General features: G+C 52.1%; 17 protein-coding genes and 1 other annotated feature. Of the genes, 15 read left to right on the top strand and 2 right to left on the bottom strand.

All coding sequences use genetic code 11. The annotated features are described in order from the left end of the window. Window positions 1–27 precede the first annotated feature (27 nt). Window positions 28–783, top strand: a complete 756-nt coding sequence (locus AB9R92_RS05355) for a prepilin peptidase (protein ID WP_370668454.1) — start codon at window positions 28–30, stop codon at window positions 781–783. 157 nt (window positions 784–940) lie between these two features. Here AB9R92_RS05355 and AB9R92_RS05350 read toward each other — a convergent pair whose 3' ends face one another. Further along, the gene (locus AB9R92_RS05350; RefSeq protein ID WP_370668453.1) at window positions 941–2,491 is read right to left on the bottom strand and encodes an AbgT family transporter; all 1,551 of its coding nucleotides are present in this window, start codon (window positions 2,489–2,491) and stop codon (window positions 941–943) included. 355 nt (window positions 2,492–2,846) lie between these two features. Between AB9R92_RS05350 and AB9R92_RS05345 the strand changes: the two genes are divergently transcribed. The 14 genes from AB9R92_RS05345 to pheA all read left to right on the top strand — a co-directional run bounded on the left by AB9R92_RS05345 (window position 2,847) and on the right by pheA (window position 13,870). After that, window positions 2,847–3,458, top strand: coding sequence for a Maf family protein (locus tag AB9R92_RS05345; RefSeq protein WP_370668452.1), 612 nt, complete (start codon window positions 2,847–2,849; stop codon window positions 3,456–3,458). Next, entirely contained in the window at window positions 3,448–4,140 is a 693-nt protein-coding gene (gene radC, locus AB9R92_RS05340) for a RadC family protein (RefSeq protein WP_370668451.1), read from the top strand. The genes AB9R92_RS05345 and radC overlap by 11 nt, the downstream gene beginning before the upstream one ends. 94 nt (window positions 4,141–4,234) lie before the next feature. Beyond that, window positions 4,235–5,263 carry a rod shape-determining protein gene (locus AB9R92_RS05335; protein WP_370668450.1) on the top strand — a complete coding sequence of 343 codons (1,029 nt, stop codon included), beginning with the start codon at window positions 4,235–4,237 and terminating at the stop codon, window positions 5,261–5,263. A 46-nt stretch (window positions 5,264–5,309) separates the two neighbouring features. Further along, entirely contained in the window at window positions 5,310–6,197 is an 888-nt protein-coding gene (gene mreC / locus AB9R92_RS05330; RefSeq protein WP_370668449.1) for a rod shape-determining protein MreC, read from the top strand. Beyond that, window positions 6,194–6,724, top strand: a complete 531-nt coding sequence (mreD, locus tag AB9R92_RS05325) for a rod shape-determining protein MreD (RefSeq protein ID WP_370668448.1) — start codon at window positions 6,194–6,196, stop codon at window positions 6,722–6,724. Before mreC ends, mreD begins: the two co-directional genes overlap by 4 nt. Beyond that, window positions 6,724–7,413, top strand: coding sequence for a septum site-determining protein MinC (gene minC / locus AB9R92_RS05320; RefSeq protein ID WP_370668447.1), 690 nt, complete (start codon window positions 6,724–6,726; stop codon window positions 7,411–7,413). The genes mreD and minC overlap by 1 nt, the downstream gene beginning before the upstream one ends. Before the next feature lies 1 nt (window position 7,414). Beyond that, complete coding sequence (minD, locus tag AB9R92_RS05315) at window positions 7,415–8,218, top strand: septum site-determining protein MinD (protein WP_370668446.1); 804 nt, start codon at window positions 7,415–7,417, stop codon at window positions 8,216–8,218. Window positions 8,219–9,556: 1,338 nt separating this feature from the next. Then, window positions 9,557–9,630 (top strand) — a sequence feature (ribosomal protein L21 leader region). 14 nt (window positions 9,631–9,644) lie between these two features. Continuing rightward, window positions 9,645–9,953, top strand: a complete 309-nt coding sequence (gene rplU, locus AB9R92_RS05310) for a 50S ribosomal protein L21 (RefSeq protein WP_058380995.1) — start codon at window positions 9,645–9,647, stop codon at window positions 9,951–9,953. A gap of 2 nt (window positions 9,954–9,955) precedes the next feature. Beyond that, window positions 9,956–10,285 (top strand): ribosomal-processing cysteine protease Prp, encoded by a 330-nt coding sequence (locus tag AB9R92_RS05305; protein WP_211653939.1) that lies wholly within the window; start codon window positions 9,956–9,958, stop codon window positions 10,283–10,285. 12 nt (window positions 10,286–10,297) lie between these two features. Further along, complete coding sequence (gene rpmA, locus AB9R92_RS05300) at window positions 10,298–10,588, top strand: 50S ribosomal protein L27 (RefSeq protein WP_068461850.1); 291 nt, start codon at window positions 10,298–10,300, stop codon at window positions 10,586–10,588. Window positions 10,589–10,717: 129 nt separating this feature from the next. Continuing rightward, complete coding sequence (locus AB9R92_RS05295; protein ID WP_370668445.1) at window positions 10,718–11,230, top strand: Spo0B domain-containing protein; 513 nt, start codon at window positions 10,718–10,720, stop codon at window positions 11,228–11,230. 1 nt (window position 11,231) lies between these two features. After that, a complete protein-coding gene (gene obgE, locus AB9R92_RS05290; RefSeq protein WP_370668444.1) occupies window positions 11,232–12,521 on the top strand; it encodes a GTPase ObgE in 1,290 nt (429 codons plus the stop codon). A 16-nt stretch (window positions 12,522–12,537) separates the two neighbouring features. Then, window positions 12,538–12,990 carry an ACT domain-containing protein gene (locus AB9R92_RS05285; protein ID WP_370668443.1) on the top strand — a complete coding sequence of 151 codons (453 nt, stop codon included), beginning with the start codon at window positions 12,538–12,540 and terminating at the stop codon, window positions 12,988–12,990. Window positions 12,991–13,009: 19 nt separating this feature from the next. Next, window positions 13,010–13,870 carry a prephenate dehydratase gene (pheA, locus tag AB9R92_RS05280; protein ID WP_370668442.1) on the top strand — a complete coding sequence of 287 codons (861 nt, stop codon included), beginning with the start codon at window positions 13,010–13,012 and terminating at the stop codon, window positions 13,868–13,870. A gap of 56 nt (window positions 13,871–13,926) precedes the next feature. Here pheA and AB9R92_RS05275 read toward each other — a convergent pair whose 3' ends face one another. Next, on the bottom strand, window positions 13,927–14,460 hold the full coding sequence (locus tag AB9R92_RS05275) for a transcription repressor NadR (RefSeq protein ID WP_370668441.1): 534 nt from the start codon (window positions 14,458–14,460) through the stop codon (window positions 13,927–13,929). Window positions 14,461–14,484: the final 24 nt, after the last annotated feature.

Raw genomic sequence — 14,484 nt, 5'->3', positions numbered from 1 at the left:
AAATTCTACTAGTAAAAGAGGGACATGATGATTGCTGTATATTCCGTTTTTGCTTCTGTCTTCGGTTTGGTGTTCGGCTCGTTCTATAATGTCGTAGGCTTGCGCGTGCCGAAAAACGAATCGATCGCGTATCCGCCGTCTCATTGCACGGCGTGCGACCGCCGCTTGACGGCACTCGACTTGGTGCCGGTGTTCTCGTATTTATTCCTGCGCGGCAAATGCCGGAAATGCGGCTCGCGCATCCATTGGGTATATCCGTTGATGGAAGCGATCACCGCCGTGTTGTTCACCGTTATCTTCCTGAAATTCGGCTTTACGCCAGAATTGATTGTTGGCTTGCTGTTCGTGTCGATGCTTGTCATCATCACCGTGTCCGACATCGCCTATATGCTCATCCCCGACAAAGTGCTTCTGCCATTTGCGGCGGTGTTGCTCGTATTGCGTTTCGTCATCCCGCTCGACCCGTGGTGGGATTCACTTATAGGCGCGGCAGTTGGCTTTTCGGTGTTGTTGTTAATTGCGACCTTGTCAAAAGGCGGCATGGGCGGGGGCGACATCAAATTGTTTTTCGTCATCGGACTTGTACTCGGGACGGCTGGAACTTTGCTGACCTTGTTTTTCGCCTCGTTCATCGGTGCGGTCGCTGGCATCATTTTGCTGAGAGTGAGAAAGCAAGGCCGAAAAACGCCGATTCCGTTCGGCCCGTCCATCGCGTTATCCGCCGTACTCGTCTATTTATGGGGCGAACAATTCATCGGCTGGTATGTCAATTTATTCATGTAGTATATAACTTTATTATGTAAACTATATTTATTTGCAATGCTTACACGGAGTGAGAATAGAGCAAAGTTATTTCGAGAAGTGTTTTGCGGAACATCACGCTAAACTTATAAACATAAAAAAGCGACAGAACCGAAATCGGTTCTGTCGCTTTTCTGTATTATCCGTTATAGCGGATCGGTGAAGCCGGCCCAAGATCAAGGCCGAACAACATCCAAACGATGAGCATGATGCTCCAGAAGATCATGAAGAAAATCGAGTACGGGAACATGACCGAGATCAATGTACCGATGCCCATCTTCTTGTCGTATTTCTGTGCGAACGCAATGATGATCGCGAAATACGTCATGAGCGGGGTGATGATGTTCGTCGATGAATCGGCGATGCGGTACGCCATTTGCGTCAGTTCCGGCGAGTAGCCGAGCTGCATCATGATCGGCACGAAGACCGGTGCAAGCATCGCCCATTTCGCGGACGCGGAACCGATGAACAAATTGATGAAGCCGACGACAACGATAAAGCCGAGGATCAATGGAATGCCGGTGAGGCTCATCGATTCAAGCGCTTCAGCGCCGTAGACACCGAGCACCATGCCGATGTTCGACTCGGCAAAGTAAGCGACGAATTGTCCAGCGGTGAACGCCAGGACGATGAAGACGCCCATCGATGCCATCGTGTCAGACATTTGCGCAGCGACATCTTTGTCGCTCTTGATGTTCTTCGTGGCGATGCCGTATGCAAGGCCAGGCAGGAAGAACAAGATGGTGATGATCGGGACGAGCGAGCTCATGAACGGAGATTGGACGATGCCGCCGTCTTCGCCGCGCAATACGCCGCTTTCCGGAACGATGAGAAGTGCTGTCAGGAAGACGCCGACTAGAGTCGTGATCCCAGCCCATAGCAAGCCTTTTTTCTCGAGCGTTGTCAGGCCGGTCATTTCTTCGCGGAACTCGCCTTTGTATTCGCCAAGGCGCGGTTCGACGACTTTTTCCGTGACGACAGCGCCGACGATCGTGAGCAAGAACACGGAAACGATGATGAAGTAATAGTTCATCGCGATGTTCATGCCTTCAGCGTAGCCCGGGTCGATGATCGAAGCGGCTGCGATGGTCAGTTCCCCGAGCATCGCGTCCGTTGCCGACAATAGCAAGTTGGCAGAGAACCCGGCAGAGACACCGGCAAACGCTGCGGCAAGGCCGGCAAGCGGATGGCGCCCGAGGGCGATAAAGATCACCGCGCCGAGTGGGGGCAAGACGACGTATCCCGCATCCGATGCGACACTCGACATGATCCCGGCGAAAACCAGCCCGCCGGTGATGAGGAATTTCGGAATCGACAGGACGAATCCGCGCAATACCGCGGAGATGAGGCCGGTGCGTTCTGCGACCCCGATTCCGAGCATCGTGACAAGCACAACGCCGAGCGGTGCGAAGCCGATGAAGTTATCGACCATGCTCGCGAAGATGTATTGAATGCCTTCTGCGTTCAATAAGTTCTTCACTTCCACGATTTCGCCTTCTTGGCCTGGGTGCTCGACCGAGATGCCGAGGTTCGCCAGCAAAGCGGAAACCGCGAGGACGATGATGGCGAGAAGCGCAAACAAGGTCACCGGATGCGGCAGTTTATTACCGATCGTTTCGATGCGGTCGAGGGATTTTTGAAACAATCCCCGTTTTTGTTTTTTCAAAATAGACAAACTCCCTTCAAACATAAATGTGAAAAAAACTATTAAATTATTGTGTAATAGTAATTTTCAAAAAATTAAAGACTCTACCCATTATAAAACCTTAAGAAACATAAGAAAAGCAATTTAAGGAAGTGCCAATTGCGCTAATTTTGAATAATGTTTGACAAGTCTTGAGAATGCGCTCGTGACGGGGTTATGGACATGTGAGATAACATTGTCACTCCAATAAAAATATGTAGATAACGGCTTGCTAGCGTGAAAGCGCTATCTTGAAAATGAAGATTTATGGGCTGTTTTCGAATGAAATTCAGTATTTCACCATTTTGCCCCAGCTTTTTGAAAATGGTATGATGGCTTGAAAAAAGGAGGGATTTTTCCCATGAAGTTCACATCGAAACACCCGCTCATCCTGGCCTCGCAATCGCCGCGACGCCAAGAATTGCTCGGCTTGCTCGGAATTCCGTTTGGCATCGTGCCGAGCGATATCCCGGAACCCGATCCGCAAGGGTTCAAGTCAGCGGTCGATTACGTCAACGCATGCGCTGTCCAAAAAGCAGCGGATATTGCCACAAGCCATCCGGAAGCCCTCGTGATCGGCTCGGATACAGTCGTCGTGTTAAACGAGGAGGTTTTATTGAAGCCAAAAGCCAAACAGCAAGCCTCCGAGTATTTGCACAAGCTGTCGGGCGAGACACACGAAGTCATCACCGCTGTATGCGTGCGCCGAGGCGAGGAGGAAGTCAGTTTCCACGAAAGCGTCAAGGTGACATTTTACGACTTGCCGGCTTCTTGGATCGATGCCTATACCGACACGGAAGACCCTTACGACAAAGCAGGGGCGTACGGCATTCAAACAGTATCCGGCTTGTTTGTGGAAAAAATCGAAGGCGATTACAACGCCGTCGTTGGCTTGCCGGTTGCGAAACTCCTCCAGCACTTGACGCGTGCGGGATACGTGAAAGTCGAAGGAGCGCATGATTATGCCAAATGACCAGGCGATGATGATCCGCGATGTCCACATTGCCGACCGCCCCCGCGAACGCCTCATCAAGCAAGGAGCGGTGAGCTTGTCGAACCAAGAGCTCATCGCGATTTTGCTGCGCACCGGCACCCGCGAGGAATCGGTGCTGCATCTTGCCAACCGCGTGCTCAAGCAATTCGAGCATCTCCACGAACTGAAGCATGCCGCCATCGAAGAAATGACCGCGATCAACGGCATCGGCGAAGCGAAAGCCGTCCAGCTGCTCGCGGCCATCGAACTGGGGCGAAGGCTCGCTTCCAAGCAAACCGATGAACGCTTCACGATCCGCTCCCCGAAAGACGCCGCCAGCTTTTTAATGGATGACATGACTTCGCTCAAGCAGGAGCATTTCGTCTGTTTATTCCTCAACATCAAAAACCAAGTGATGCACCGGCAAACCATTTTTGTCGGCAGCCTCAACGCCTCCATCGTCCATCCCCGTGAAATTTTCCGCGAAGCCGTCAGACGCTCAGCCGCCTCAATCGTTTGCTCGCACAATCACCCTTCCGGAAACCCCGCCCCGTCCCCTGAAGACATCGATGTCACGAAGCGGCTCATGGAAGCCGGCTCGATCATCGGCATCGAACTGCTCGACCATATTATCATCGGCGACCATCAATTCACTTCATTGAAAGAAAAGGGGTTCATGTAGCACTGTATATTTTTTTCCGGATGTTCTATAATGGGTGGTATTGCGCAAAGCTGTTGCCGGTACCCCCGGTTTACATAAGAAAGGACCGATTCATGTGTTTGGATTTGCTTCAAAAGATATCGGCATCGACCTCGGGACGGCGAACACGCTCGTCTATTTAAAAGGGCGCGGCATCGTGCTCCGGGAACCATCGATTGTCATCAAAAACACCCGCACGAATGAAATCGTCGCTGTCGGAAAGCGCGCGCGCGAAATGATGGGCAGGACCCCTGCCAATATCGTCGCATTAAGGCCGATGCAGGACGGCGTCATCTCCGACTACGACACGACGCTCGCGATGATCAAGCATTGCATCAGTGAGGCGACCGGCAAAGCGCCAGGCAAATGGCGCGGCGGCAAAGTGATGATCTGCGTGCCATACGGCGTTACTTCCATTGAACAGCGCGCCGTTTTGGATGCGGCCCGTGCGGTCGGGGCGGCGGAAGCCTATACGATCGAAGAGCCCTTCGCTGCAGCGATCGGCGCAGGGCTTCCGGTATGGGAACCTGTCGGCAGCATGGTCGTCGATATAGGAGGCGGAACGGCGGAAGTCGCCATCATCTCGCTCGGCGGCATCGTATCGAGTGAATCGATCCGCGTCGGCGGGGACGAGATGGACGAGGCGATCAAGCACTACGTCCGCAAGCGCTATAATGTCGTGATCGGCGAACGCACGGCCGAAAACCTGAAAATGGGCATCGGCACTGCCGCTGTCTTGAGCGAGGAAGAAGCCCAGCTGGATATGGAAATCCGCGGGCGCGACCTCGTCACCGGCTTCCCGAAAACCTTGAGGATCACAGCAAGTGAAATGGAACAAGCGCTGAAAGAACCCGTGACGCGCATCGTGGACGGCTTAGGGGCCACGCTTGAGAAAACGCCGCCTGAACTTTCGGCCGATATCATGGACCGCGGCATCGTCTTGACGGGCGGCGGGGCATTGCTAAAAAACCTCGACAAAGTGATTTCGGATGCGGTCGGCATGCCGGTGTTCACCGCAGACGACCCGCTCGATTGTGTCGCGCTTGGGACAGGGCGCGCGCTTGAAGATTTTGACCGTTACCGCAATGCGATCGAAAGACGCTGAGTTTTACTGCTCGAAACGAGCCAATCAATAAGGAGGATGGCCTCATATGCCACAATTTTTATCGAACAAGCGGCTTATCCTGCTGTTGATCGGCGTCATCCTGCTCGTCGCCTTGATTTCCTTGACGCTCCGGGACCGCGGCCAAGTGTCGCTGCCCGAACAAATCGTCAAGGAAGCGGTAGGCGCCGGGCAATCGGTATTTTCACGGCCCGCACATTTTGTGACCGGTGTGTTTGACAATATCGACTCGCTGATCAACACATTTGAAGAAAACCGCCTGCTGAAAGCGCGCCTTGAGGAATTTGCGGGCGTGCAGGCAGAAGTGACAGATCTCCGTTCCGAAAACGAGGAACTGAAAGAACTCGTCGACAAAGAAGAAGATTTACGTGAATTCAACCCGATCCAGGCAGTCGTCATCGCACGCAACCCGGATCAATGGGAAGAGAAAATCATCCTGAACCGCGGCACCAACCACGGCGTCAAGGAAAATATGGCCGTCATGACCGCAGGCGGCTTGATCGGCAAAGTGACGATCGTCACGCCGACCACTTCGACTGTGGAACTGGTGACGACGCAAAACCCGAACTACCGCGTATCGGCGATGGTGCTCGGCGAGGACGACGTGTTTGGCTTGATCGAAGGCTACGACACGGAACGCCGTGAGTTGCTGCTCAAGCGCATCGACTTTTCGGTCGACCTGGAAGAAGGCGACCAAGTCGTCTCAAGCGGGCTCGGCGGCATTTTCCCGAAAGGCATCGTCATCGGGGAAATCACGGAAGTGACGATCGATGAATTCGGCTTGACGAAACTGGCGTATGTCAAACCGGCAGCTGACTTCTCGATGCTCAATCACGTCGTCATTGCAGACCGTCTCGCACCGGAAGTCGACGGCGAAGACAACGGGATGACACAAGAAGAGGAAGAGGAATCATGATCCGCTTCCTCGTTCCCATCGTCTGCCTCGTGCTGTTTTTCGTCGAACCGATCTTCGGGCTGTTTTCGCCCTTGTCGATCGGTGGATCGCTTTATTATGTCGTCCCGCGCTTCCTCATTTTATTCCTGATCTTTTTGACCCTTTTCTATGAACTGCGCCATGCGTTGTTTTACGGTTTGTTCTTCGGCCTCTTGTATGATGTCTTTTACATTGATATTATTGGATTATATTCTTTTCTGTATCCGGCCGTCTGCCTGATCGCCGCGTACTTATTCAAAAAGATTCCACAAAATCTGCTGTCGGCTACGCTGCTGGCACTCGGCCTTTTGCTTGCGATGGAAGTGGCGCTGTACTTGTTCTTCCAATTGATCGGCTTGACCGATGCGCCGGCCGGAACGTTTTTGGTATCCAGATTGTGGCCGACCTTAATCGCCAACGCCCTGTACCTGGGATTGCTTGGCTGGGTGTTCAGGTCGATGATGGTCACGCAAGATCAACGGCGTGGCACTAAGTTCGGGTTATATTAATGAAAGCGCAGGTGACAGGTTTTTTGAAAAATATCGTGAATATCAAAGGAACGAACAAAGGGCTTCTCATCCAGCTCAACGATATGGCCTCCTATACGGAAATCCTCGATGAGTTGAAGAAGAAAGTTTCCGACCCTGCGCTCGAAGGGGACGCGGAAGTGCAAATCCAATTGGCGAACCGCCATTACAGCAAAGCCCAATTGGACGAAATCAAGAAAGTCATCCACGACCATTCGAAGATGAAAGTGATCAGCACGAAATGCGATGTCGTCACTGTCGAAGAATGCAACCGGATGATCTCTGAGCGCCAGTCGGAAACTTACGTCGGCATCGTCCGCTCGGGGCAAGTCGTCAAGGCAAAAGGCGACCTCGTCGTGATCGGCGACGTCAACCAGAACGGCCGCATCGAAGCGGGCGGCAACGTCTATGTGCTTGGCCGCCTCAAGGGCTTTGCCCATGCAGGCGCAAGCGGCAACAAGGATGCGGTCATCGCCGCATCGTGGCTTGAAGCGACGCATCTGAAGATTGCCGATGAACTCGAGACGATGACCGATGAACTCGACAGCTTATCGGAGCAGCCCGAAATGGAATGCGCCTATTTACATACAAGCGGCAAAATCATCATCGACCGTTTGCAGGAACTGAGATTCCTGCGGCCGCAAATTTCTACGTTTAAAGGAGGAAGCTAGTGTGGGAGAAGCTATCGTAATTACATCAGGCAAGGGAGGCGTCGGTAAAACGACGACGACTGCGAACCTCGGCACTGCATTGGCTCTTCAAGGCAAGAAAGTGTGCTTGATCGATACCGACATCGGGCTTCGCAACCTGGATGTCATTTTAGGCCTCGAGAACCGCATCATCTACGATTTGATCGATGTGCTCGAAGGCCGCTGCAAAATCCACCAGGCGCTTGTCAAAGACAAGCGTTTTGAAGACAAATTATTCCTGCTTCCGGCAGCCCAGACGGCCGATAAAAACGACGTCAACCCGGAACAGATGAAAGAATTGATCGAAGGGATGAAAACGGATTACGATTTCATCATCATCGATTGCCCGGCCGGCATCGAGCAAGGCTATAAGAACGCCGTCGCCGGTGCAGACCGCGCGATCGTCGTGACGACGCCTGAGATCTCCGCCGTCCGCGATGCTGACCGCATCATCGGTTTGCTCGAGCTGGAAGAAAACCTGGATGCGCCGAAACTCATCATCAACCGCATCCGCCCGCATTTGATGGAAGCGGGAGATGCACTCGATGTCAACGAGATCACGACGCATTTGTCGATCGACCTTCTCGGCATCGTGCCGGATGACGAACGCGTCATTTCGAGCTCGAACAAAGGCGAACCGGTCGTCATGGACCCATCGAACCCTGCAGCGCTCGGCTACCGCAACATCGCCCGCCGCCTGCTCGGCGAGTCGGTTCCGCTCATGACCATGGACAAGCCAAAACCCGGCATGTTCGGCAAACTCAAATCCATTTTCTCAAGCAAATGATGTTCTATAGTAGAAACGCCACTGCATTTGCGGTGGCGTTTTTAGGTTTGGAGAATTAAATAAAGAAGAAGTGTAGCGAATGGCTTGCGCTCCGGGCGGATGCTTTCCGAGGGGTGGGAATCGAGCCTCCTCGTCGCAAAGAACACGCTCCTGCGGGGTCTCTCAAACCCACTGATCCCTCAGGAGTCACCGCCCTGCGCTCCAGCCCTTATTGTGAGCGGGATCTATACAAGCTCACTGTCGGTTTGAAGTCAGAGATGTAGTTAACAATTCATTGAAACGGAGATTCTTAATAAATGTAGAATTTTGCTAGTGCTAAACCATAAAAATGTATAGCCTTTTTTCTATGACGAAAAGTATAACAAGAAGTCTAGCAATGGTGAAAATCCAAAGCCGTGCAGCAACATTTCAAAATGACACTTATTCTCTCAGTCAGAACACCGCTAAAATTCGATCTCGCAATCCACACGTCATGACAGGGAAGCGATTCCCCCACTAGCCGGCAACTAGTTATAGAAGCAGATCTATTTAAGCAAACACAAACCAATGAAACCTCAGAGCCGACCCGCGCCCAGGGTGAGCCGAAGCAATGAGACAGATGTTCTTTCTGGCTCATTGAGAGAGGCCAACCCAAAGCCGGGAGGCGACGCTCCAACGTGACACAAATTTGAACACAAGCAATATTTCCACACACTTCATTCTGCAAACCGCATAACTAGATAGGGAAGCGATTCCCCCACTAGCCGGCAACTAGTTATAGAAGCAGATCTGTTTAAGCAAACATGAACCAATGAAATCTCTAAGCCGACCAGCGCCCAGGCTGAGCCGAAGCCGTAAGACAAGCGCTCTTCTTGGCTTATGGCAAGAGGCCAACCCAAAGCCGGGAGGCGACGCTCCGACGTGACGCAAATTTGAACACAAGCAATATTGCCACATTCTTCACTCTACAAACCGCATAACTAGATAGGGAAGCGATTCCCCCACTAGCCGGCAACTAGCTATAGAAGCAGATCTGTTTAAGCAAACATGAACCAATGAAATCTCTAAGCCGACCAGCGCCCAGGGTGAGCCGATGCCGTAAGACAAGCGTTCTTCTTGGCTTATGGCAAGAGGCCAACCCCAAGCCGGGAGGCGACGTCCCAAAATGACGTAAACTCGAACACAAATAACATCGCCTCACACTTCATTCCCAAAATCAAAAACTAGTAAAGAAGCAATATTTCATTCCTTAAACCATAATCCCAAAAGTGAAAAGCACACATCACCGACTCTTTTCAGTTCTCTATTGACGCGGGTCTCTCCCGCATGATATTATTCTAATGTTATGTTTGTAGCGCACCCGTGCTACAACCGCTCGAACCAGGTCTTAAAGCATCGCGAGATCACCTGGATAGGCGAGTCTTAGTCTAAGAGGAGGTGCAAGGATATGTACGCAATTATTGAAACTGGTGGAAAACAAATCAAAGTGGAAGCTGGCCAAGAGATCTACGTTGAGAAAGTGAATGCAGAAGCTGGCGACACAGTAACATTTGACAGAGTTCTATTTGTAGGTGGAGACGATACTAAAGTGGGTGTTCCTTTCGTAGAAGGAGCAACTGTTACAGCGAAAGTTGAAAAACAGGGCCGCGGCAAGAAAATCACTGTCTTCAAATACAAAGCGAAAAAGAACTACCACAAAAAACAAGGTCATCGTCAGCCATTCACGAAATTGACTGTTGATGCAATCAACCTGTAAGAATGATCCAGGTGACTATTCATCAAACCGGCAGCTATATTAAAGGCTTTGAAATGTCGGGGCATGCGGATTTTGCCGAACACGGCAAGGATCTCGTATGTGCCGGGGCTTCCGCTGTTTCCTTCGGGGCAGTGAACGCCATTATGGAGCTGACGGGAATTGAACCGGACATCGAACAGGCGGATAGCGGTTTTTTGAAAATCGCCTTTCCGGAGAACATGGACAAAAAGACGGATGAGCAGGTTCAACTGCTTGTACGCGCTATGATCATTTCTCTGGAAACGATTGAACATGATTATGCAGACTTTATAAAAATAACCTTCACAGCTTAGGAGGTGGGACATATGTTGAAATTAAATCTTCAGTTTTTTGCATCCAAAAAAGGTGTTGGTTCAACGAAGAACGGTCGTGATTCGGAATCAAAACGCCTTGGCGCAAAACGCGCTGACGGACAAATCGTAACTGGCGGATCTATTCTTTACCGTCAACGCGGTACGAAAATCTATCCAGGCGAGAACGTTGGACGCGGCGGAGATGACACACTTTTCGCGAAAATCGACGGAACAGTACGCTTCGAGCGCTACGGCCGCGACAAGAAAAAAGTGAGCGTCTACCCGGTTGCTCAGGAAGCTTAATAAAAAACGAAAAGGGCTGCTTTCGCAGTCCTTTTTCTTTTGAAACAAGAGATATGCCAAAACCCGCGCCGGGAAATCCGGCCGGAAACTTGGTATAATGGCTAAAAGTGTGTGTAAAGGAAGTGCATTATGGACGACAGGCTAACGGTGGCACAATCGCTTCGGCATGCGCGCCATGATTTTTTGAATGAGCTGCAGATGATCAAATTGAATCTGGATTTGGGGCGCACTGATAGGGCCCAGGCGCTCATTCGTACGTATGCCGAAGCGGCTATGCACCAAAGCCGGCTGTCGGCTCTCTCTATGCCTGAAACGGAAGAGTGGCTATTGACGGCGGGCTGGCGTTTTCCGGAGTTGCGCCTAACGATGTTCTGCGAAGCCAAGCGGGCGCCGCACAAGTTGGATGCGGTGCTCTCGAGCTGGCTCGAAACATTTGCGGAGAGCGCAAAAGAAGCATTTTCCGACGCTTGGCCATATCCGGTAGAGCTGCACATAATGGAAACGGGCGGCCGGTTTTCGCTGGAACTGTCAGGTCCTGGCGACTGGTCGTCCCTGGTTTTGGATTCACCACAATTAGCAATTGGTAAAGCGTGCGGATCGGATCGTTCGAAAGTGGAGATCCACGCACAGATGGAGGGATAATATGTTTGTCGATCACGTAAAAGTATATGTAAAAGGTGGCGACGGCGGGGATGGCATGGTAGCATTCCGCCGCGAAAAATACGTACCGAACGGCGGGCCAGCCGGAGGCGACGGAGGGAAAGGCGCGGATATCGTCTTCCAAGTCGATGAAGGCTTGCGCACGCTGATGGATTTCCGTTTCAAACGGATCTTTAAAGCCGAGCGCGGGACGCACGGCATGAGCAAAAACCAGCACGGCGCCAAAGCGCATGACACGATCATCAAAGTTCCGCCGGGCACTGTCGTCAAAGACGCAGAAACTGGCGAAACGATTGCCGATTTGGTCGAGGAAGGACAATCTGCCGTTATCGCACGAGGAGGGCGCGGAGGACGCGGAAACTCGCGTTTTGCGACGCCTCAAAACCCGGCTCCTGAACTTTCGGAAAAAGGCGAACCGGGCTTAGAGCGCAACGTCATCCTGGAATTGAAAGTATTGGCGGATGTCGGCCTGGTCGGCTTCCCAAGTGTCGGGAAATCGACGCTTCTGTCGGTCGTCACAGCAGCCAAACCGAAAATCGGCGCGTATCATTTCACGACGATCGTCCCGAATCTCGGAATGGTCCAAACAGAAGACCAGCGCAGCTTCGTCATGGCGGATCTGCCAGGATTGATTGAAGGCGCACACGAAGGAATCGGCCTTGGCCATCAATTCCTGCGCCATATCGAACGGACGCGCGTCATTGTCCACATTATCGACATGTCGGGCATGGAAGGCCGCGATCCTTATGAGGATTACGTGACCATCAACGAAGAATTGAAGCAATACAATATGCGCTTGACTGAACGCCCGCAACTCATTGTGGCGAACAAGATGGACATGCCGGATGCGGAAGAAAACTTGGAAGAGTTCCGCAAGAAATTGCCGGAAGACGCGAAAGTGTTCCCGATTTCCGCATTGTCGAGAAAAGGGTTGAACAACCTGATGTTTGCGGTAGCCGACTTGCTTGAAGTGACGCCTGAATTCCCGATGGAAGACGAGGCAGATCCGGATGCAGCGGATACGGTTCTTTACAAGCACGAAATGCAAGGCGACGGATTCGAAATCTCACGCGACCCGGATGGTGCTTTTGTCCTTTCCGGCTACGCAATCGAGCGGATGTTCAAGATGACCGACTTCTCTCGTGAAGATTCAATTCGCCGGTTTGCCCGCCAGATGCGCGGCATGGGCATTGATGATGCACTTCGCGAGCGCGGGGCAGAAAACGGCGATACGGTCCGGCTGCTCGAATTTGAGTTCGAATTCACCGACTGATGCGGAGGGTACTTGAATGAAGGATATTTCGGAACAACGCTATTACCTGGTGCGGGAAGACGTACTGACAGAAGCGATGGTCAAGACGCTGGAAGTGAAGAAATTGCTTCAGCGGGACCGCATGTCCATTTTGGATGCGGTCGCAAAGACCGGATTGTCGCGTTCGGCATTCTATAAATACCGTGACGCGGTTTTTCCGTTTCATTCCATCGTCAAAGAGCGGATCTTGACGGTTTTCCTGCAATTGGAAGACCGTTCCGGAACGCTTGCGACTCTGCTTCAGGCTGTTGCGGAAATGGGCTGCAATATTTTGACCATCCACCAGACCATTCCGATCCAAGGGCGCGCAAACGTCACCTTGTCGCTTGATGTGACGGCGATGGACGTCGACTTGGACATGTTCTTGCAGCAATTGAAAAAACTCGACTTTGTTGAGTCGGCCGATGTGGTATCGAGCGGTTCGTCATAAATGTAGGGGGAATGAGTCGATGACTAAAGAGAAAAAGAGAATTTCGTTTTTAGGCCCGGAAGCATCGTTTACGCATTTGGCCGCTTCCAAAGTATTTCCGGAAGAACAGCTGATGCCGTATACGACCATTCCCGAATGCATCGAGGCAGTCGCGGAAGGCACGGTCGATTATGCGGTCGTGCCGCTGGAGAATGCGCTCGAGGGGTCGGTGCCGTTGACGGTGGATTATCTGTTCCACGAAGCGGAGCTGTATGTGACGGCGGAAGTGCTGTCGCCGATCCAGCAGCATTTGCTCGTCCACCCGGAAAACCGCGGCGCGGAATCGTTCGAAGCGATCTACTCGCATCCGCACGCCTTGGCCCAATGCCATAAGTTTTTGTACTATACGTATAAAACGACGCCGCTCCAGCAATACAGCTCGACGGCTGCCGCCGCCAAGATGGTGTCGGAACTGCCTGAGCGCAATATTGCGGCGATCGCCAATGATTACGCTGCGGAAAAATACGGCTTGGACATCGTGCAGCGCGACATTCACGATTTCCATTTCAACCACACGCGCTTTTTCGTCTTGTCGAGAAGCAACCATAAATTGACCGACCCGGGACATGAAGCGCAGATCAAGACGACCTTGATGATCACGCCGCCAGAAGATGACCGGTCCGGTGTTTTGCACCAAGTGCTGTCGGTTTTTGCTTGGCGCCAATTGAACTTGTCGAAAATCGAATCGCGTCCTTTGAAGACAGGGCTCGGCAATTATTTCTTTATCGCCGACGTATTGGAAGATGAGAATGCGGCGATGATGCGCGGAGCGTTCGAAGAGCTCAAGGCTCTCGGCTGCGGCGTCAAGACGCTCGGTTCGTACTATACGTATAATTCATAATCATGAGCATTAAAAATCCCCCGGACGCTTAATTGGCGTCCGGGGGATTTTTGTGCTTATTCCGCTTCTTCGAGCAAGTAGCCGTGCTGCTTCATCGCTTCGACTGCTTTTGCGAGGGTTTCGGGAAGGTCCGCTGTGATGGTGTGGATATGCGTGCCTTCTGTCAGTTCGAGCAAGTAACTCGCACCGGTGTCGCGTATGCGCTGCATGAACATATCGACATCGAGCGGCGTCGAGACGTGGATCCCGGCCGTCAGTTCGCCGTAGACAGGGTGTTCGATCGAGACGTCTTTGACCGTGACGCCGCATTCGACCAATAACCGCAATTCCGCTTCCGTTTCTTGCGGCTGGTGATTGCAGGCGATGCGCCGGCTCACTTGTTGGTTGCCGCTTGGATCCAAATACAGATAGCCTTGGCTCGTCGCGATGATCGGCTCGCCTTTTGCCTTCAATAAGGTCATGTCGCCCACGACCACTTGACGCGACACTTGCGCAAGTTTTGCGAGCGCGCTGCCGGTCATCGGCCGTTTCGCCTGCTTCAGCTCATCCAATAAAACATTCCGGCGTTCTTCGCCGTATAACTTTTTCATGAAAACCCTCCGATGCTCCATATT

This window comes from Planococcus sp. SSTMD024, from assembly GCF_041320495.1.
Classification (GTDB): Bacteria; Bacillota; Bacilli; order Bacillales_A; family Planococcaceae; genus Planococcus.
This window is presented reverse-complemented; position numbering and strand designations above follow the sequence as displayed.